We start from the raw sequence: 17,214 nt of genomic DNA, 5'->3' as shown, positions 1-17,214 counted from the left end.
CCGATGACCGACGACGGGGAGGACACGTTGGCTGCCTACGCTGACACAGCCGTGCGTGAGACGCGTGACGACGGCGCGGACCGCGTCGTCTGCCACGTCGATATGGACTGCTTTTACGCCTCCTGCGAGCGGCTGCGGCACCCCGACCTCGCGGGCGAACCCGTCGTGGTCGGGATGGGGTACGAGCCGGGCGAGTCGATCGGCGCGGTCGCGACCGCGAGCTACGAGGCCCGCGCGTTCGGCGTCGACAGCGCGATGCCGATCTCGGAGGCCTTGGAGCTGCTTCCCCGTCGCGCCGACGCGGACCCCGACGACCCGGACGCGCCGGACCCGGCCGAGACCGGCCGGTACGTCCCCGTCGACCTCGACTTCTACGAGGAGGTCGCGAGCGAGGTGAAGGCGGTGCTCCGCGACTGCGCCGACACCCGCCGCGAGGTGAGCATCGACGAGGCGTACCTCGACGTCACCGACCGGACCTCGTGGGCGGTCGCGGGCGACGACCCGGACGACCCGCCGCCGAGCGGCGCCGCGGGGCCGAGCGAGGCGCGGACGCTCGCCGAGGGGTACGCCCGCCACGTGAAAGACCGGATCGAGCGCGAGGCGGGCGTGCCGGCGAGCGTCGGCGTCGCGCCGAACATGTCGGCCGCGAAGGTCGCCAGCGACGCCGACAAGCCCGACGGCCTCGTCGTCGTACCGCCGGGGTCGGTCGCCGAGTTCCTCGCGCCGCTGCCGACGGCCGACGTCCACGGCGTCGGTCCCGTGACCGAGGAGACGCTGGCGGACCTCGGAATCGAGACCGCGGGCGACCTCGCGGCCGCCGGCCGCGACCGCCTCGCCGAGGAACTCGGCGAGCGCGGCCCGGAACTCTCCCGGCGCGCCGCGGGCGACGACGACCGCGAGGTGACGCCGACCGGCCTCCCGAAGAGCCTCTCGCGCGAGTCGGCGCTGCCGACGACCGCCGACGAGGCGACGAAGCGCGAGACCGTGACGGCGCTCGCCGCGGACGTGGCCCGCCGCGCCCGCGAGCGCGGCTGCCTCTACCGCACCATCGGGATCAAGGCGGTCGAGCCCCCGTTCGACGTGAACACCCGGGCGCGGAGCCTCCCCGGGCCCGTCGACGACCCGGACCTCGTCGAGGAGGTGGCGCTCGACCTCCTCGGCGAGTTCGACGAGACGCGGGTCCGCAAGCTGGGCGTCCGCGTCTCCAAGCTCGACTTCGCTGAGACCGATCAGGCGACGCTCGGCGGGTTCGAGGCGGCGGGGGACGACGGCGACCGCGAGCGACGGAGCGGTCGCGAGCGCGGCGGGGCGGGCGACGGCGGCAAGCTCACCGACTGGGTCGACGGCCCGCCGGACCGGGGCGACGGGGAGGAGCCGACCGCCGAGCGCGACCGCCGAGACGCCGACGAGGGACAGGCGTCGCTCGGCGACTGGGGCTGAGCGCCCCGAGCGACCGCCGCCGGCGCGCTAAGGTTTTTCGGCCGCGACGGGGATCGGTCGCGCATGCCCACCCCGCGCGCGCTCCTCTTCGGCTCCGACCGCGACCGCCCGCGACCCGACCCGCGGCTCGCCGCGCCGCCGCTTTGTTTCGCGCTCGTCTTCGTCGCCTACGCGGTCGGCGTCTTCCAGGTGAGCGGCGGGGTGATCTTCCTCGCCGGGGACGCGACCGCCGTCGGCCTGCTCGCGGCCGCCGCGCTCGCGGTCCGGCGGAGCGGAGTGATCGCCTCGTGGGCGGCCGCCTTCGCCGCGCTCCTCGGCCACCGCGTCGACCACTACCTGCTGGGGCTCTCCGGGCGCTCGCTCGGCGAGCGGGTCGTCGCCCTCCTCGCGGTCGACAGCCTCGCCGTGATCGGGGCCGCCGCGCTCGCGGCGGGCACCCTCGGCTGGGCCGCCGGGACGGCGGGCCGCCTCGTCGTCGGGCGCGTCCGAGGCGCGTGACGGGCGGCGGGAGCGCGCGTCCGGGGCGCGCGACGGAGCCCGAGTCGGTGCGTCCGGGACCGCGCGACGGCCGGGTATTTACGCGCCGAGCGACGACCGCGACCATGGACGACCCCGACGACCTCGCGTGGGAGACGCTCGGCTCGGCCGTCGACTACACCTGCCCCGGCTTCGACGTGCGGCGCGACGAGGTGCGGTTCCCGGACGGCGAGACCGACGGGTTCCACTACGTCGACGAGCCGCCGGGGGTCGTAGTGCTGCCGCTGACGCCCGACGGCGACGCGGTCGTCATCGACGAGTGGCGGCAGGCGGTCGGGCGCGTGAACCGCGGGATCCCCGCGGGGACGATGGAGCCCGAAGACGGAGACGGGGGCGCGGACGGCGGCGTCACCGACGAGGCTGTGGAGCGCGCCGCGGCCCGCGAGCTGGCCGAGGAGACCGGGTACGAGGCCGACTCGTTCGAGCGGCTGACGACCGTCGAGCCGACGAACGGGATGGCGAACGCGGTTCACCACCACGTGCTGGCGACCGGCTGCGAGCCGACCGCCGACCGTGACCTGGACCACAACGAGTCGATCTCGGTCGAGACGGTGCCGTACGACGACCTGCTCGCCGCGGTCGTCGACGACGGGCTGCGCGACGGCCGGGCCGTCACCGCGGTGCTGTGGTACGAGCTGCTCCGCCGGTGACCGGCGCGCGGACGCCGGCGAGGCGACCGTCCGCGACGCTTCCGACACGGACAACCATTTTGCCGAGCGCCGCCTACTCCGGGCGATGACAGATCCCTCCAGCCGCGACGCGTCCCCGGACGGCGGGGTTCACGAGGAGTTCGACGACGTCGACCCCGACCCCGTCGCCGACGACGCGGGCGGCCCGGGGGACGCCGGCGGGTCGCCGGCCGTCGCGGTCGCGACCGCCCTGCTTCTCGGCGTCCTCGGCCCCGTGATCGCGCTCGCGAGCGGCGTCGCGGTCTTCGCGATCGACGCCGCGGCCGGCGGGCTCTCGCTGGTCGCGAGCGTCGTGCTCACGCTGATACTCGGCCAGTACGTCGCCTTCGGCGGGCTCGCGGTGGGGTACCTCGCGTGGCGCGGCCTCGACCGGCGCGGGATCGTCTCGTACCTCGGCGTCCGGGTGCCGAGCCTCAAGGAGCTCGGGATCGTCCTCGGCGGCTGGGTCGTGATCCTGATCTTGGTCCTCGTGGTCTCGACTATCGTCCAGCTGCTCGGGACGGAGACCGCTGCGAACCAGAGCGCGGAGCTGGCGATGGGGAACCCGGCGATCATCCCGCTGTTCGTCGCCGCGTCGTTCCTCGTCATCGGCCCCTGCGAGGAGATCCTCTACCGCGGCGTCGTCCAGGGGCGGCTCCGCGAGTCGCTGCCGGCGGCGCCGTCGATCCTGCTCTCGGCCGCCATCTTCGCGACCATCCACGTGATGGCGCTGACCGGCGGGCTCTCGGCCCGGCTCACGACCGTCGCCATCCTGTTCGTGCCGAGCCTCGTGTTCGGCGCGGTGTACGAGTACACGGAGAACCTCGTGGTCCCGGCGCTGCTCCACGGCCTCCACAACGCCGTGATCTTCACCGTCCTCTACGTCACGGTGACGCAGCTGGACCCGAGCGACATGCCGGCGGCGCTCGGATTCCTTCCCGTCTGAGCCGCGAGCGACCGAGCGGCCTCAGTACAGGTCCTCCAGATCGGACTCGACGTGCGAGTGCTCTTCGGCCGGGAACTCGCCGCTCGTCACGGCCTCCCGGTACGCCTCGACGGCGCCGACCATCTCGCCGCGCACGTCGCCGAACTGCTTCGCGAACGGCGGCGACCACTCGCCGAGCCCGACCGCGTCGTTGATCACGAGCACCTGCCCGTCGCAGTCGGAGCCCGCACCGATGCCGATCGTCGGGATGTCGAGCGCCTCGGTCACCGCGCCCGCGAGGTTCGCGGGGACGTGTTCCAACACGAGCGCGAACGCCCCCGCGTCGGCGTGCCCGCCCGCCAGCTCGATTATCTCCTCGGCGGCGTCCTGCTCGGTCCCCTGCCGGGTGTAGCCGCCGAGCCGGTTCACGTGCTGGGGCGTCAGGCCGAGGTGCGCCATCACCGGGATCCCGACCTCGGTCATCCGGCGGGTCGTCTCGACGGTGTGGGGGCCGCTCTCGATCTTCACCGCGTCCGCGTTCGCCTCCTTCAGCAGGCGGCCGGCGTTCCGGACCGACTCGGCCTCGTCGACGCCGAAGGAGAGGAACGGCATGTCGGCGACGACGAGGGCGTCGTCGGTCGCGCGCGCGACCGCCGCGGTGCGGCTCGCGACCTCGTCGAACGTCACGGGGAGCGTGGAGTCGTAGCCCAGGGCGGCGTTGCCCATGCTGTCGCCGACGAGGACGACGTCGATCCCGGCCTCGTCGACGATCGCCGCCGTCGGGGCGTCGTAGGCGGTGAGCATCGTGATCGGATCCTCGGCGTCCCGGAGTCCCCGCGTCGTGGTCATGCCTCGGAGTCGGCCGCGCACCGCCCTAAAATCGTCGGGAACCGGACGGCGAGTCGGCCGCGCCGTCGCCGCCGGACGCGTCGGCGCCCCGACCGACCGCCACCGATTTGCCGCTCCGCCGCCGAGCCCGTGGCGTGCAACCAGTCGAGCGGGCCGAGTACGAGGGGATCGACTACGCGTGGGTGATGCAGACGACGTTCGTCGTCACCATCCTCGTCGGCGCCCCCGTCGTGGCCCTGCTGTCGACGACCGTCGCGCTGGAGTCGTGGGGCGCGCGGGCCGCGTTCGCGGTCCGGGTCGGCGCCCCCATCTGGTTCGTCACCGCGGTCGCCGTCGCGGTGTACGCGAGGCGGAACGACGCCGGCGACGGCGGATCGGCCGACGACGACGCCGAGCCCGAAGCAGGCAGTGAGGACGGCGAAACGGAAGAGAGAGATGACGACGGCGAGACTGGGTGAGTCGGGGCGACGCGCGCCGGCCCCGCGGTGCGACGATCCGTGCCGCTACTCGGCGAGCAAGTCCGCGGCCCACGCGAAGTCGACGCCGCCCCGCTCGGCGGCGACCGCGTCCCGCCGCGAGTCGCCGACGAACAGCGCGTCCTCCGGGGCGGCGCCGAGCCGGTCGATCGCCGCGAGCAGGGACGCCGGGTCCGGCTTGTGGCTCCCGACGGTGTCGCGGCCGACGACGGCGTCCCCGGCGATCGCGTCGGCGATCCCGTGCGTCTCGACCGCGATCCGACACGCCTCCTCGCAGTTGAGCGAGCAGACGCCGGCGCTGGGCGGCGAGCCGACCGCGCCCTCCGGGCCGCCGGCCGCGAGCCGGTCGCCGAGCGGGAGCCGGGTCGACTCGCGGGCGCCGGCGCGCTCGCGGAGCGCGATCGCCTCCTCGACGGCCTCCCGGATCCCGTAGTCGTCGGCCGCGCCGAGTAACCCCCACAGCTCCTCGGTCGGAGGGATCAGCGCGCGCTCGGCGTACACGTCGAGGACCGCCTCCGCGACCGCGTCCCAGTCGACCGCGAGCTCGACGAGCGTGCCGTCGAGGTCGTAGACGACCGCGTCGTAGCCGGCGAGCCGCGAGTCGACCGCGCTCACTCCCCGAACACCCCGCGGGCGATGATCGTCTTCTGGATCTCGGTCGTCCCCTCGTATATCTCGGTGATCTTCGCGTCGCGGTAGAGGCGCTCGACGTCGAACTCGGTCGTGTAGCCGTAGCCGCCGTGGACCTGGACCGCCTCGTTCGTCACCGACATCGCGGCCTCGCTCGCGCGGTACTTCGCCTTCGAGGCGGCGACGCGGTAGTCCTCGCCCGCCTCCGCCTGCCGGCAGGCCTCGCGGACGAGCAGCCGCGCGGCCGACACGTCGGTCGACATCTCCGCGAGCTTGTGCCGGATCGCCTGAATGTCGCCGATCGGGCGGTCGAACTGCTCGCGCTCCTCGGCGTACGACTTCGCCTCGTCGAGCGCGGCCTGCGCGACGCCGACCGCCTGCGCCGCGATGCCGATCCGCCCCTCTGTGAGCGTCCGGAAGGCCGCGGAGAGCCCCTTCCCCGGCTCGGTGAGCCGGTTCTCGGCGGGGATCTGGCAGTCGTCGAAGGTGATCCCGGTCGTGTCCGAGGCGCGGAGCCCCAGCTTCTCCTCCTTCTTGCCGACCTCGAACCCGTCGGCGTCGGCGGGAACGAGGAACTGCGTGACGGCGTCGTCGTCGGAGTCGCGCTCGTCGTCGACGACCTTGGCGAAGACGACCGCGACCCCGCCCCGCTTCCCGTTCGTGATCCACTGCTTCTCGCCGTTCAGCGCGTACTCGTCGGCCTCGGGATCGTACGTCGCGGTCGTCGACATCTGCGCCGGGTTCGACCCCGCGTGCGGCTCGGAGAGGCAGAACATCCCGACCGGGCGGCCCGTCTCCGCCATCTCCGGGAGCCACGCCTCGCGCTGCGCCTCCGTGCCGAACTCGGCGATACAGGAGGTCGCGAGGCAGTGGACGGACAGCGCGGTGGCGACCGCGAGCGACCCGTGCGCCAGCGCCTCGTTGGCGACCGCGTAGGTCGTCTCGTCGGCGCCGAAGCCGCCGTACTCCTCCGGGACGGTGAGGCCGGTCAGGCCCAGCTCCGCGAGCCCGTCCCACACCTCCTCCGGGAACGTCTCCGTCTCGTCCGCCTCGGCCGCGGTCGGGCGGACCTCCTCGGCCGCGAACTCCGCGACGAGGTCGCGGACGGCCGCCTGCTCGTCGGTGAGCGCCGATCCGACGCGTGCTCCGGTCATATCACCGACTTCGGTCCCTCACCGAAAAAGGTGCGCGATCGGCGGGGGGTCCAGCCGTGGGAGGCGGGCGGCCGCCGCCGACCGCTACGCCCCCGCGTCGCGCGCCTCCCAGAGCGGGTACAGCTCGTCTCGCGGCGGTTCGGCGAGGGGCTCGCCGTCGATCCGGACGGTCCCCGCGGCCGGCTCGTCGGCGGGGGACTCGACGCGACCGATCGCGGCCCCCTCGATCCCGGCCGCGTCGAGCGCGTCGAGCGCCTCGTCGACGCGCTCCGGCGGGACGGCCGCCAGCAGCGCGCCGGAACCGAACGTCGCGAGCGGGTCGACGCCGAGCGCGTCACAGCAGGCCCGCGTCTCGGGCCGGACCGGGACGGAATCGCGGTCGACGGCGAAGACGGCCTCGCTCGCGGCCGCCGCTTCGACGAGCGCGGTCGCCACGCCGCCCTCGGTCGGGTCGTGGAGCGCGGTCGCGGCGTCGCGGACCGCCGCCGCGTCGGGCACGACGCTCACCTCGCCGAGGAACTCCGCGGCCGCGTCGAGCGTGGCGGGCGGGACGCCCGCCTCGCGGCACGCCTCGCGGAAGTCGGTCGCGAGGATCGCGGTCGCCTCGATCCCCGCGCCCTTCGTGAGCAGGAGCCGGTCGCCGGGCTCGGCGCCCCCGCTCGACACGAAGCGGTCCGTCGTCCCCATCGCCGTCATCGCGCAGAGCGGGCGGGCGAGCGCGTCGAGCACCTCGGTGTGGCCCCCGACGACCGCGCAGCCGAGGTCGCGCGCCGTCGCGTCGACCTGGTCGACGACCGCCCGAAGCCGGTCTGGGTCGTCGTCCGGCAGGAACAGCGTGTGCGTGAGCCACCGGGGGTCCGCGCCGCTCGCGGCGACGTCGTTACAGGCGACGTGGACGGCGAGCGTCCCGACCGACTCCGCGGCCAGCGAGAGGGGGTCGGCCGCGACGACGAGCGTCTCGCCGGCGCCGGTCAGGTCGATCGCGGCCGCGTCCTCGCCGTAGGCGGGACCCTGCGCGACTGCGGGGTCGTCGGCGCCGGTCGCCGCGAGCGCCGCCGCCAGCGCCTCGGGGCCCAGCTTGCCGGTCATCGCTCGCGGAGCCACGCCGCGACGGCCTCGGGGTCGGCGTCGAGCCCGCCGCCCTGCGCGAACGTCGGGCCGCCCCCGCCGCCCCCGCCGAACTCGTCGGTGACGGCGCCGACGGCGTCGCCCGCGTCGACCGCGTCGCCGTCGGCCGCGACCACGACGAAGGGGGCGTCGCCGGTCCCGACCGCGGCGAGGGCGTCGAGGTCGTCGGCCGCGACCGCCGCCGTCGCCGGCTCGCGGAGCTCGTTCGGGTCGGCGTCGTCGACGGTCCCGACCGCCCAGCGCGCGCCGCCGACGTCGGCGGTCGGGAACTCGCGCAGGCGCGCCGCGAGCAGTTCCTCGCGGGCGTCTCGGAGCTCCGCCTCCAGCCGGTCCGCCTCGTCGCGGAGGCGGGAAACGGCGTCGGGGAGCTCGCCGACACGCGCGTCGAGCGCCGTCGCGGCGTCGAGCGCGGCGGCGTGGACCGCGCCGAGTTCGTCTATCGCCGTGGGCCCGACCGCGAACTCGACGCGGGTCACGCCCTCGCCGGGGTTCGACCGCTCCAGCACCGCGATCGGCCCGATCTCCGACGTGTTCGCGACGTGCGTGCCGCCGCAGGCGGCGACGTCCCACGGGTCGTCGGCCTCGCCGACCGTCACGACCCGGACCGCGTCGCCGCCGCTCATCGCGCCCTCCTCGGTCTTGGTGTTGAACGCGATGCCGTCGACGTCGCGGGCCTCGTCGGCCGAGTGCGTCGCCCACGAGACGGGCAGCGAGTCCCAGACGGCGCGGTTGGCGAGCCGCTCTAACTCGATCAGGTCGCCGTCGCCCAGCGGCTCGGCGGTCGTCAGGTCGACGCGGACCTTCGTCTCCGCGATGTCGAACCCGGCGTAGCCGAGGTCGTCGGCGACCCGGCGCGCCGCCCCGTACAGCACGTGCGAGGCGGTGTGCGCTCGGGCGCAGTAGGTGCGGAAGGCGTCGTCGATCAGGCCCGTGACCTCGTCGCCGGGCGCGAGGGCGGCGTCCGCGTCGGGGTCGAGCGCGTGGACGACCGCTCCGTCCCGCTCGACCACGTCGTCGACGAGGTGGCCGTCGAGCGTTCCCCTGTCTGCCGGCTGGCCGCCCGACGCCGGGTAGAAGTACGTCTCGTCGAGGACGACCTCGCGGCCGTCGACGGACTCGACCGTCGCTTCGAACTCCCGGACCGTCGGCTCGGCCGGCGCGCGTGACGCGGTCATTGCCGGGTCGTGGGGGCGGTCGGATAAATAGGTGGCCGCCGAGGAATTGCTTATAAATGAACGAGACGGTGCGGCGGCGCGTGCCTACGAGCGGCCGCCACCGGCGGCAGCGAGGCGCGACGCGCCTCTGGCAGCCGGCGGCGCAGCCGCCGGCGACGAGGGTGGGGAGGCGTGAGGTGCTGTGCGGTACGGGGGCGGGACTCGAAGGGGCAGTCGCGAGGGCGCCACAGACGACGTGATACGTGCGCGGCGAGCGGGGCGGCGGCCTCCGGCCCTATCCATGCCCTTCGTTCGTACGGAGGCCCGGCTACCGCTCACGACCAGTTATAAATCGTGAGACCGCGTCTCCCCTCAGCCCTCCAGTTCGAACGCGACCTCGACCTCGGCCTGGTACTCGCGGTCGGCCGCGCCCTTCAGCTCCACCCCGAACTCTTCGACCTCCACCCAGTAGACGTTGTCGAGGGTGTCCTCGGCGCGGTCGATTGCGTCGTCGGCCGCGGCGTCGAAGCTCTCCTCGCTCGTCCCGATCAACGTGATCTTCTTGAACACCATGTCGCGTGCTGGTAGGGCACACGGGGAGATAAAAATACGCGTCGCCGCGGCGGCCGTGTCGGGCGCGAGCCCGAGGCCTTCCCGCCGGCTCGCCGACTACCCGTCCACGGTCGCGCGGCCGATGACGGCCTCCATCTCCAGTTCGTAGAGGGTGAACGCGACGTCCTCGACCGCCTCGTCGAAGAGGCGGAAGGGCTGAAACCACTCGTTGAGCGTCGCCTCGTCGACCCGTCGCTCGGACCGCGAGACCGGTCCGCGGACGTGGACGCTCCACGACTCGTCCGTCGACGCCGCGTAGCAGACGAACGTGGCGGTGTCGGTCGCCGCGAGGAAGCGCCCCTTCTCGCCGTCGCCGTCGTGGTCGCTCACGCGGAGGAGGAGGCGGTCGCCGTCGTAGTGGTAGCTCAGCGGCGTGGCGTACGCGTCGCCGTCGCTCGCCAGCGCCAGGACGCCGTGTTCGCCGGCCCGGAGGCGGGCCTCGACGTCGGACTCGGACATGCCGCTGGTGTAGACGTACTCGACGTGCTCCATGCGACCCGTACGCGGCGGGGTCGCAAATAGACACCTCCAGGGCGGGCCGGCCGAGGGCGCGGTCGGCGGCGGGCCAACCGAGAGCACAGCCGGCGGGCCGGCCGGGAGGCGGAGAGCGTCGTCGGCACGGCGGTCGCGCGCGCGGCTACGGGCTTCCGGGCGCGCCCTCCATCACCGCGAAGTCCTCGCCGTCGCGGTCGATGCCGATCACCGCCCAGTCGTAGGGGGGCTTCGCGGCGACGAGCCGCTCCTGGAGGTCGGCCGCGCGGTCGCGCCACGTGACGAAACACCGGAGTCGCGCCGCGTCGTCCCCGTCTGCGAGATACGGGTCGAGGTCGTCGTCGTCGAGACAGAGCACCGTCACGAACACGCGCCGCCACTTGCGTTCCGCGACGAACTCGCGTCCGCCGTCGGAGACGGTGTATCCCAGTTCGCGGAAGACGTCTCTGGCCTCGGTCGTCGGGGGGATGCTCGCAGTGGCCATCTACGTCGAAGTTCGGCACCATCCGTGATAAACCTTCTCACGATTTCGAGCTCAGAGAATCGGGCGCACCCCCCGCAGCGGTCCGGAGAGCCCCGAACGCGGCCCAGCGCCGGAGCCGACCGCTCCGCCGGAGACGGCCGTCGACCGGGGAACCCGCGGCCGCTGACGGCGACCCGCCCGCCCCCGCCTCACTCGTGGGCCGCGTCCCACTGGTCCGGCTTCCGGAGGTTACCGCACTCGGTACACTGGATCCGGCCCATCGTGTCCATCGCGGTGTCGAACGACCCGCAGTTGCCGCAGCGGAACCCCCAGCGGGACTCGCCCGCCTCGTCCGCGAACACGGGGTAGAAGGGCCCGTCCGCGCCGCGCTCGGTCCGCGACCGGTCGGTGTACACCCGCTCGCCGCTCGGCGTCGTCGTCGCTTCCAGGGTCATGGCTCCCGCTACCCGGCGGAGCGACTTAAGCGGGGGACTCGCGAGACGGTGAGGAACGGGGAATCGAAGCGCGCGCTACGTCCGGAACGACTCGCCGCACCCGCACTCGGAGACGACGTTCGGGTTCTCGACCTCGAAGCCGGCTGCCTGGAGGCCGTGCTCGTAGTCGAGCGTGCTCCCGCCGATGTAGTTCTTGCTCGCGGGGTCGACGAACACCCGGAGGCCGTGGTGCTCCACGACGAGGTCGTCGTCCTCCGGCTCCGTGTCGAAGCGCATCCCGTACGACAGCCCCGCGCAGCCGCCCTGCTGGACGAACAGCCGCAGCCCGGCGACGTCGGTGTCGAGTCCCTCGCCTTCGAGCAGCGAGAGCGCCTCCTCGGCGGCGTCCGAGGTCACCTCGATCGCCGGGTCGTTCCCCTCGGTCCCGGTGTCGGCCGGTTCGGTACTCATAGAGCCCGGTTCCGTTCGCACGGTGAAAACCCTGCCGGCGGAATCCCGTGGCCCGTTGTCACTGACGGTTACGTTCGCCGGCCCCGTCGCCGCGACCCGTCGCTCAGTCGCCATCGCCGGCCCGTCGCTCAGTCGCCGTCGCCGGCCCGTCGCTCGGCCGGCTCCGCCTCGGGCGTCGGCGACGCGGGCGCCCGCTCCGTCCCGGCGCCCGACGGCTCCGCTCCGGGGGCCCCCGCGATCGTCACGTCCCGCTTCGGGTACGGGATCTCGACCCCCGCCTCGCCGAGCGCCACGTACAGCGCGCGGTTGAGTTCGTGCTGCGCGCGGCGGCGCCGCGTCGGACCGTTCACCCAGCAGAGGATCTCGTACTGGAGCGCCGAGTCCCCGAACGAGCGGAACCGCGCCCGCGGCTTCGGGGAGTCGAGGACGAGCGGCTCCGCCTCCACGACCTCGATCGCCAGCGCCTCGAAGGCGTCCACGTCGGTCCCGTAGGCGACGCCGATCGGGACCCGCACGCGGCGGCGGCGCTGCGGCGCCGACTCGTTCGTCACCTTCGCGGCGTTGAGCGCCGCGTTCGGCACCGTCACCAGCACCTCGTCGCGGGTGAGCAGCGTCGTCGAGCGCACGCCGACCTTGATCACGGTCCCGGCGGTGCCGTCGTCTAAGACGATGTAGTCGCCGATCTTGTACGTGTCGTCGAAGTACAGCGCGATCCCGCCGAAGAAGTTCGCCACCGTGTCCTTCGCCGCGAAGCCGACGGCGATGCCGGCGACGCCCGCGGCGCCGAGCAGCGGCGTGATCTCGATGCCCCACAGCCACAGCAGGGTGCCGACGCTCCCGACCAGCACCGCGAGCGTCCAGACGTTCGAGAAGACGGGCGCGAAGTCGAACCGCCCGCCCTCCGCGTTGACCGCGGCGACGACCCGGTTCACGACCGCGTTGGCCGCGTACGCCCAGACGAGGACGATCACCGACAGCGACGGGCGCCCGAAGACGGCGTCGAGCAACTGCGGCTCCACGAGCACCGAGGCGCGCACCGCGGGGACCTGCGTGAGCACGAACACCCCCGCGAGCGCCGCGGTGACGACGAGCGGCGCCCGCAGCGAGGCGATGACGATGTCGTCGTAGCCGGTGTCCGTCGCCGAGACGTACCGCCGGGCGACGCGGAGGACGACGAACTCCATCCCCAGGGCGGCGACGAGCGATACGAGGAGGACGGCGACCGTCGCCTCCACCGCCGTGAACCCCTCGAACAGCGTCCCGAGCGACGGTATCATGCCTCCGAGACGCGGTGACGGGTGATAACCGTTGCTGGGGGGGACGCGCCGGTCCGGGGGTGCGGCGACCGGGGCGGCGCGACCCTATTCCGACGGGCGACCGCGGTCCGCGTCCGAGTTCGGCGAGTCGGCGGAGGGATCCGACGGCGCCGCGGACGGGTCGGAGGACGAGCCGCCAGCGAGGGCGAGCAGCTCGCGGAGGCTCTCGATCTCCACGGTCGGCTCGACGTCGGGGTCGCGGTCCGCGTTGTGGTCGCGCCGCAGGAACGCGCTGTCGATCCCGGCCCGGTCGGCGGCGATCACGTCGGTCGCCCGGTCGCCGACGTAGATCGCGTCGGTCGCGTCGAGGGCGTCGAGGGCCTCGTTGAGGTAGTGCGGGTCGGGCTTCCGACGCCCGTAGCCGTCGGGACCGGGGTCGCGGCCGCGGACGAACGCGAACTCGTCGAGCCGGAAGTGGTCGACGACGAACTCGACGGTCGGGTGGTAGTTGTTGCTCACCAGGCCGAGCGTCGCGCGGTCGGCCAGCGCGTCGAAGACCGTCACGTCCCGGTGGAGCCGTCGCATCCCGGCCGCCAGCCGCTCGACGGCGCGCGTCGCGCTCCGCTCCTCGCGCTCTCGGAAGAGGCGCGCGGGGTCGAGGCCGAGCCCCTCGCAGGCCGCGCGGAACGCGTCGTCGTAGGCGGGGCGCGCCAGCGACTCGCGGCGCGCCGGGGAAACGGTCACGTCCCGGTCGGCGAGCACGTCGTCGAGGGCGCGCGAGCGGACCGCCGGGGCGGTCTCGCGACCCTCGAGAACGACGCCGTCCATGTCGAACAGGACCGTCTCGTAGCCGTCCGGTCGGGGCGGGCTCATCGGACCAGCCCCCGAGTGTACGCCGACAGGCTCTCGGTGACGACCACGACCCCGAGGATGACGATCAGCACCATCGCGACCGACTGCCACGCGAAGGCGTTGACCGCGCGGAACAGCTCGACGCCGATACCGCCCGCGCCGACGAAGCCGAGCACCGTCGAGTCGCGGATGTTGATGTCCCACCGGTAGATCGACAGCCCGACGAGCGCGGGCTTGACCTGCGGGAGGATGCCGTAGAGCAGCACCTGCGCCTGCGACGCGCCGGACGCCCGCACCGCCTCGACCTGCCCGAAGTCGATCTCTTCGATCTCCTCGCCGAGCAGCTTCCCGAGGAAGCCGACCGAGCGGAACACGATGGCGACGGCGCCGGCGAGCGGTCCCGACCCGAACAGCACGACGAAAAACAGCGCCCAGATGATGGTGTTGACCGACCGACTCACCGTCACGATGAGCTTCCCGAGCCAGAAGGTCGCGCCGTTCGGCGTGGTGTTCTCGGCGGCGAGCAGCGCCACCGGAATCGCGAGCACTAGGGCGCCGAGCGTCCCCAGCGCGGCGATCTGGACCGTCTCGATCAGCGGCTGGACGATCCGCGTGGTGTACGCCACGTCCGGCGGGTACATCCGGGTCAGGAGGTCGCCGACCTCCCGCGGGATCGTCTCCGGCCTGACGACGCCGGTGTCCATGAACTGCCAGGAGGCGATCACGGAGACGGCGGCGGCGAGGAGGAGGACGAACCGGGTGATCCGTCGCCGCCGGTCGAACCGGTCCCAGCTCGGTTGCTCGACCGCCATCAGTTGTACCTCCGTCGCACGACCGCGCTGACGCCCTCGGCCACGAGGACGACCGCGATGATCGCGAGCAGGATGGCCGTGACGTACTGGTAGTCGTACCGGTTGAACGCGGTCAGCAGCACCGACCCGATCCCGCCGGCCCCGACGATGCCGATGATCGTCGAGGTCCGGATGTTGATGTCCCACCGATACACGGAGAGCCCGGCGAACCGCGGGATGATCTGCGGGACGACCCCGTAGAGGAGCGTCTGGATCGGCGAGGCGCCGGACGCCCGGACCGCGTCGACCGACCCCATGTCGATGTCTTCGAGGTCCTCGGCGAGGAGCTTCGAGAAGAAGCCGACCGTCTTGAACGTGATCGTGAGGATGCCCGCGAGCGGTCCGAACCCGATGGCCTTGACCGCGATGATGCCGACGATGATCGCGTTGAACGCCCGGGAGACGGAGATGAACCCCCTGTTGATCGCGTACAGCGGCTTCGGCGAGAGGTTCTCCGCGGCCATGAACGCTATCGGGACGCTCAGCACGATGCCGGTGAGCGTCGACACCATCGCCATCGCGACGCTCTCGAGCATCTTGTCGAGGATCCGCTGGGCCTGTCGCGGGGTCGCCGAGGGCGGGAGGAAGTCCCCGACGAGCGAGCCGGCGCTCCCGAGCCCCTGCGCGATCCGCGCGGGATCGGCGCCGACCCCGGCGCCGGACCAGAGGAAGAACCCGACGATGCCGGCGTACACCGCCCACTTCATCCCTCGCCGCGGGAAGACGGTCGGCCGCTCCCAGGTCCGGTTGCCGGCGGCCATTCAGGGCTCCCCCGCGAGCGGTCGGTCCGCGTTCGACAGGGCGTCGCCGTCGGACCGCGACCGCGGCTTCTCGCCGTCGGTGTTCTCGGGCACCGCCGCGCCCCGGTACACCTGGTCGAGCCCGCGCTGGTCGAGCTCCGAGGGCGGGCCCTCGAACACGAGCTCGCCGTCGTGGAGTCCGACGATCCGGTCGGCGTGCTCCATCGCGAGGTCGACCTCGTGGATGTTGATCAACACCGGGACCTCGCGCTCTGCGGCGATGTCGGTCAGCAGTCGCATCACCGTGTCCGAGGTCTCAGGGTCCAGGCTCGACGTCGGCTCGTCGACCAGCAGGATCTTCGGCTGCTGGATCACCGCCCGCGCGATGCCGACCCGCTGGCGCTGGCCGCCCGAGAGCTCGTCGACGCGTTTGTTCTCCATGTCGGCCAGCCCGACGCGGTCGAGGATCTGGTACGCCCGCTCGATGTCTTCGGGGGGGAACGACCGCCGGAACGCCTGCCACGCGGAGACGTACCCTAATCGCCCGGTGAGGACGTTCTCCATCACGGTCAGCCGCTCGACGAGGTTGTACTCCTGGAAGATCATGCCGATGTCGCGACGGGCCGACCGCAGCGCGTCGTCACCGAGCCCGGTCAGCTCCGTCTCGTCGAGGTAGACCTGGCCGCCGCTCGGCTCGGTTAGCCGGTTGACACACCGGATGAACGTGGACTTGCCCGCCCCGCTGGGGCCGATCATCGCGACGGTCTCGCTGCCCTCGACCGACATCGTGACGCCCTGTAGCGCCTCGTCGCCGGTGGGGTACGTCTTCCGGAGGTCGGTGACTCGCAGCATCTACGACCCGAGCGCGCTCCGCTCGTACTCGACGCCGTTGTACCGCTGGATGATCATGATGTCCTTCCAGACCGTCTTGTAGTCGATCGGGACGAACTTGTTGTACCCCGTCCGCTCCTGGTAGGCCGTCCCCGAGAAGTCGGACTCCAGGTACGCGCGCTCGATCCCCTCCTGGATCTCCGGCTTGAGGTTGTAGCGGTACGCGACCGGGCCGCTCGGGAACGGCGCCGACGCCCACACCACTTTGAAGTCGTCGAAGCTGAGGTCGCTCTGGGCCTCGACGGTGTCGACCATACACGTCGAACAGATCGGGCCGGCGTCGTAGTCGCCGGCGGCGATGCCGCGCGTGGTGTTGCCGTGGCCGCCCGAGAAGTTGACCTCGTAGTCCTCTTCGGCGGTCACGTCGAAGTACTGGTCGAAGAGGGCCGAGGGGGCCTGGTGCCCGGAGTTCGAGGCGGGCTCGGAGTGGCCGATCTTCACGTCGTCGCGGGCGAAGTCCTCGACGCTCTGGATGTCGTCGGCGTCGGCGCGGGTGGTGGCGAACAGCCGGTAGCCGAACTCTTCCTCGGGGGTGAGCCCGACCGCGAACGGGACCGCGCCGCCGAGGTTGACCGCGAACGCGGTCGTGCCGGTCGAGAAGTTCGCGATGTGGGCGCGCTCCGAGCGCATCGCCTCGACTGACGCCGCGTAACTGTCGACCTTGCTGAACTCGACCGGCTTGCCGGTCTCCTCCTCGATGCGGTCGAAGACCGCCTGGAAGTCCTCCTCGAACCGCCCCTGGACGTCCTCGCTCGGGCTCTCGGTGAACACCAGCGTGTCGGGGTCGAGGAGTTCGCTCTCGTCGTCGGGCGTCTCGCGCACGGGTTCCCCGTGCGGCACCTCCTCGACCTCCCGGTTCCGCATGTTCTCGAGGTCGGTCGTCGACCCGCGCTGGTAGCCCGCGTCGACCAGCGCCGTCGACAGGTAGTTGTGCTCGTCCCAGGCCGGTTCCGCGGGGTCGAACTCGCTCGCGTCGGCCAGCATCGGGTCGCCGGACTCGCCGTCGCCCCCGTCGCTCCCGTCGCTCCCGTCGCCTCCGCTGCCACTCGAACCGCCGCCGCTCCCGTCGGCGCCGTCCGAGCCGTCGCCGCCCGAACTCGACGCGCCGGAGCAGCCCGCCAGACCGCTCAGCGCGGCCGCACCGCCCGCGATGAGGAACTTCCGCCGCGAGTTCGATTCCCGTCGTCCGTC

General features: G+C 72.9%; 21 protein-coding genes. 5 read left to right on the top strand and 16 right to left on the bottom strand.

Annotated features, from left to right (window positions below; all coding sequences use genetic code 11):
- The first annotated feature begins 3 nt into the window (after positions 1-3).
- The 4 genes from DVK06_RS08845 (at position 4) to DVK06_RS08830 (ending at position 3,591) form a co-directional block, all read left to right on the top strand.
- Positions 4-1,440, top strand: a complete 1,437-nt coding sequence (locus DVK06_RS08845; protein WP_233561649.1) for a DNA polymerase IV — start codon at positions 4-6, stop codon at positions 1,438-1,440.
- Between the two features lie 63 nt (positions 1,441-1,503).
- The gene (locus DVK06_RS08840; RefSeq protein ID WP_121600019.1) at positions 1,504-1,938 is read left to right on the top strand and encodes a hypothetical protein; all 435 of its coding nucleotides are present in this window, start codon (positions 1,504-1,506) and stop codon (positions 1,936-1,938) included.
- A gap of 104 nt (positions 1,939-2,042) precedes the next feature.
- Positions 2,043-2,627: an NUDIX hydrolase gene (locus DVK06_RS08835; protein ID WP_121600018.1), complete on the top strand. Its 585-nt coding sequence runs from the start codon at positions 2,043-2,045 to the stop codon at positions 2,625-2,627.
- Positions 2,628-2,712: 85 nt separating this feature from the next.
- On the top strand, positions 2,713-3,591 hold the full coding sequence (locus DVK06_RS08830; protein ID WP_121600017.1) for a CPBP family intramembrane glutamic endopeptidase: 879 nt from the start codon (positions 2,713-2,715) through the stop codon (positions 3,589-3,591).
- 21 nt (positions 3,592-3,612) lie between these two features.
- Here the strand turns inward: DVK06_RS08830 and panB are convergent, their stop codons facing one another.
- The gene (gene panB / locus DVK06_RS08825; protein WP_121600016.1) at positions 3,613-4,419 is read right to left on the bottom strand and encodes a 3-methyl-2-oxobutanoate hydroxymethyltransferase; all 807 of its coding nucleotides are present in this window, start codon (positions 4,417-4,419) and stop codon (positions 3,613-3,615) included.
- A gap of 134 nt (positions 4,420-4,553) precedes the next feature.
- Between panB and DVK06_RS08820 the strand changes: the two genes are divergently transcribed.
- Positions 4,554-4,877 carry a DUF5822 domain-containing protein gene (locus DVK06_RS08820; RefSeq protein ID WP_121600015.1) on the top strand — a complete coding sequence of 108 codons (324 nt, stop codon included), beginning with the start codon at positions 4,554-4,556 and terminating at the stop codon, positions 4,875-4,877.
- A gap of 45 nt (positions 4,878-4,922) precedes the next feature.
- Here DVK06_RS08820 and DVK06_RS08815 read toward each other — a convergent pair whose 3' ends face one another.
- From DVK06_RS08815 to phnD, 15 genes are all read right to left on the bottom strand, one after another.
- Entirely contained in the window at positions 4,923-5,510 is a 588-nt protein-coding gene (locus DVK06_RS08815; RefSeq protein ID WP_233561648.1) for an HAD family hydrolase, read from the bottom strand.
- Complete coding sequence (locus DVK06_RS08810; RefSeq protein ID WP_121600014.1) at positions 5,507-6,679, bottom strand: acyl-CoA dehydrogenase family protein; 1,173 nt, start codon at positions 6,677-6,679, stop codon at positions 5,507-5,509. The genes DVK06_RS08815 and DVK06_RS08810 overlap by 4 nt, the downstream gene beginning before the upstream one ends.
- An 84-nt stretch (positions 6,680-6,763) precedes the next feature.
- The gene (locus tag DVK06_RS08805) at positions 6,764-7,768 is read right to left on the bottom strand and encodes an AIR synthase-related protein (protein ID WP_121600053.1); all 1,005 of its coding nucleotides are present in this window, start codon (positions 7,766-7,768) and stop codon (positions 6,764-6,766) included.
- Complete coding sequence (locus tag DVK06_RS08800) at positions 7,765-8,982, bottom strand: DHHA1 domain-containing protein (protein ID WP_121600013.1); 1,218 nt, start codon at positions 8,980-8,982, stop codon at positions 7,765-7,767. Before DVK06_RS08800 ends, DVK06_RS08805 begins: the two co-directional genes overlap by 4 nt.
- 351 nt (positions 8,983-9,333) lie before the next feature.
- Positions 9,334-9,534, bottom strand: a complete 201-nt coding sequence (locus DVK06_RS08795) for a dodecin (RefSeq protein WP_053770490.1) — start codon at positions 9,532-9,534, stop codon at positions 9,334-9,336.
- Positions 9,535-9,630: 96 nt separating this feature from the next.
- A complete protein-coding gene (locus DVK06_RS08790) occupies positions 9,631-10,065 on the bottom strand; it encodes a pyridoxamine 5'-phosphate oxidase family protein (RefSeq protein ID WP_121600012.1) in 435 nt (144 codons plus the stop codon).
- Between the two features lie 145 nt (positions 10,066-10,210).
- Positions 10,211-10,549 (bottom strand): hypothetical protein, encoded by a 339-nt coding sequence (locus DVK06_RS08785; RefSeq protein ID WP_053770488.1) that lies wholly within the window; start codon positions 10,547-10,549, stop codon positions 10,211-10,213.
- Positions 10,550-10,737: 188 nt separating this feature from the next.
- Complete coding sequence (locus DVK06_RS08780; RefSeq protein ID WP_053770487.1) at positions 10,738-10,983, bottom strand: DUF5816 domain-containing protein; 246 nt, start codon at positions 10,981-10,983, stop codon at positions 10,738-10,740.
- A gap of 75 nt (positions 10,984-11,058) precedes the next feature.
- Positions 11,059-11,433 carry an iron-sulfur cluster assembly accessory protein gene (locus DVK06_RS08775; RefSeq protein ID WP_053770486.1) on the bottom strand — a complete coding sequence of 125 codons (375 nt, stop codon included), beginning with the start codon at positions 11,431-11,433 and terminating at the stop codon, positions 11,059-11,061.
- Between the two features lie 128 nt (positions 11,434-11,561).
- On the bottom strand, positions 11,562-12,710 hold the full coding sequence (locus DVK06_RS08770; protein ID WP_053770485.1) for a mechanosensitive ion channel family protein: 1,149 nt from the start codon (positions 12,708-12,710) through the stop codon (positions 11,562-11,564).
- Positions 12,711-12,794: 84 nt separating this feature from the next.
- A complete protein-coding gene (locus DVK06_RS08765; RefSeq protein ID WP_053770484.1) occupies positions 12,795-13,562 on the bottom strand; it encodes an HAD family hydrolase in 768 nt (255 codons plus the stop codon).
- Positions 13,559-14,353: a phosphonate ABC transporter, permease protein PhnE gene (gene phnE / locus DVK06_RS08760; protein WP_053770483.1), complete on the bottom strand. Its 795-nt coding sequence runs from the start codon at positions 14,351-14,353 to the stop codon at positions 13,559-13,561. The genes DVK06_RS08765 and phnE (DVK06_RS08760) overlap by 4 nt, the downstream gene beginning before the upstream one ends.
- Positions 14,353-15,153 (bottom strand): phosphonate ABC transporter, permease protein PhnE, encoded by an 801-nt coding sequence (gene phnE / locus DVK06_RS08755; protein WP_121600011.1) that lies wholly within the window; start codon positions 15,151-15,153, stop codon positions 14,353-14,355. Before phnE (DVK06_RS08755) ends, phnE (DVK06_RS08760) begins: the two co-directional genes overlap by 1 nt.
- The gene (gene phnC, locus DVK06_RS08750) at positions 15,154-15,984 is read right to left on the bottom strand and encodes a phosphonate ABC transporter ATP-binding protein (protein WP_053770481.1); all 831 of its coding nucleotides are present in this window, start codon (positions 15,982-15,984) and stop codon (positions 15,154-15,156) included. It lies immediately after the preceding gene.
- Positions 15,985-17,007, bottom strand: a complete 1,023-nt coding sequence (gene phnD, locus DVK06_RS08745; protein ID WP_121600052.1) for a phosphate/phosphite/phosphonate ABC transporter substrate-binding protein — start codon at positions 17,005-17,007, stop codon at positions 15,985-15,987.
- Between the last annotated feature and the right edge of the window lie 207 nt (positions 17,008-17,214).

This window comes from Halorubrum sp. Atlit-28R (assembly GCF_003665955.1).
Classification (GTDB): domain Archaea; phylum Halobacteriota; class Halobacteria; order Halobacteriales; family Haloferacaceae; genus Halorubrum; species Halorubrum tropicale.
Note: the sequence above shows the minus strand (reverse complement) of the source record. Positions and strands in the feature narration are given on the sequence as shown.

What these genes read in the sequence shown, in the direction of transcription:
- DVK06_RS08835 (WP_121600018.1), top strand. Translation starts at nt 2,043, where the DNA reads ATGGACGACCCCGACGACCTCGCGTGGGAGACGCTCGGCTCGGCCGTC.
- DVK06_RS08775 (WP_053770486.1), bottom strand. Translation starts at nt 11,433, where the DNA reads ATGAGTACCGAACCGGCCGACACCGGGACCGAGGGGAACGACCCGGCG.
- phnD (WP_121600052.1), bottom strand. Translation starts at nt 17,007, where the DNA reads ATGCTGGCCGACGCGAGCGAGTTCGACCCCGCGGAACCGGCCTGGGAC.
- DVK06_RS08830 (WP_121600017.1), top strand. Translation starts at nt 2,713, where the DNA reads ATGACAGATCCCTCCAGCCGCGACGCGTCCCCGGACGGCGGGGTTCAC.
- DVK06_RS08770 (WP_053770485.1), bottom strand. Translation starts at nt 12,710, where the DNA reads ATGATACCGTCGCTCGGGACGCTGTTCGAGGGGTTCACGGCGGTGGAG.
- phnE (WP_053770483.1), bottom strand. Translation starts at nt 14,353, where the DNA reads ATGGCGGTCGAGCAACCGAGCTGGGACCGGTTCGACCGGCGGCGACGG.
- phnC (WP_053770481.1), bottom strand. Translation starts at nt 15,984, where the DNA reads ATGCTGCGAGTCACCGACCTCCGGAAGACGTACCCCACCGGCGACGAG.
- DVK06_RS08805 (WP_121600053.1), bottom strand. Translation starts at nt 7,768, where the DNA reads ATGACCGGCAAGCTGGGCCCCGAGGCGCTGGCGGCGGCGCTCGCGGCG.
- DVK06_RS08840 (WP_121600019.1), top strand. Translation starts at nt 1,504, where the DNA reads ATGCCCACCCCGCGCGCGCTCCTCTTCGGCTCCGACCGCGACCGCCCG.
- DVK06_RS08780 (WP_053770487.1), bottom strand. Translation starts at nt 10,983, where the DNA reads ATGACCCTGGAAGCGACGACGACGCCGAGCGGCGAGCGGGTGTACACC.
- DVK06_RS08800 (WP_121600013.1), bottom strand. Translation starts at nt 8,982, where the DNA reads ATGACCGCGTCACGCGCGCCGGCCGAGCCGACGGTCCGGGAGTTCGAA.
- DVK06_RS08785 (WP_053770488.1), bottom strand. Translation starts at nt 10,549, where the DNA reads ATGGCCACTGCGAGCATCCCCCCGACGACCGAGGCCAGAGACGTCTTC.
- DVK06_RS08810 (WP_121600014.1), bottom strand. Translation starts at nt 6,679, where the DNA reads ATGACCGGAGCACGCGTCGGATCGGCGCTCACCGACGAGCAGGCGGCC.
- DVK06_RS08795 (WP_053770490.1), bottom strand. Translation starts at nt 9,534, where the DNA reads ATGGTGTTCAAGAAGATCACGTTGATCGGGACGAGCGAGGAGAGCTTC.
- phnE (WP_121600011.1), bottom strand. Translation starts at nt 15,153, where the DNA reads ATGGCCGCCGGCAACCGGACCTGGGAGCGGCCGACCGTCTTCCCGCGG.
- DVK06_RS08790 (WP_121600012.1), bottom strand. Translation starts at nt 10,065, where the DNA reads ATGGAGCACGTCGAGTACGTCTACACCAGCGGCATGTCCGAGTCCGAC.
- DVK06_RS08765 (WP_053770484.1), bottom strand. Translation starts at nt 13,562, where the DNA reads ATGAGCCCGCCCCGACCGGACGGCTACGAGACGGTCCTGTTCGACATG.
- DVK06_RS08845 (WP_233561649.1), top strand. Translation starts at nt 4, where the DNA reads ATGACCGACGACGGGGAGGACACGTTGGCTGCCTACGCTGACACAGCC.
- panB (WP_121600016.1), bottom strand. Translation starts at nt 4,419, where the DNA reads ATGACCACGACGCGGGGACTCCGGGACGCCGAGGATCCGATCACGATG.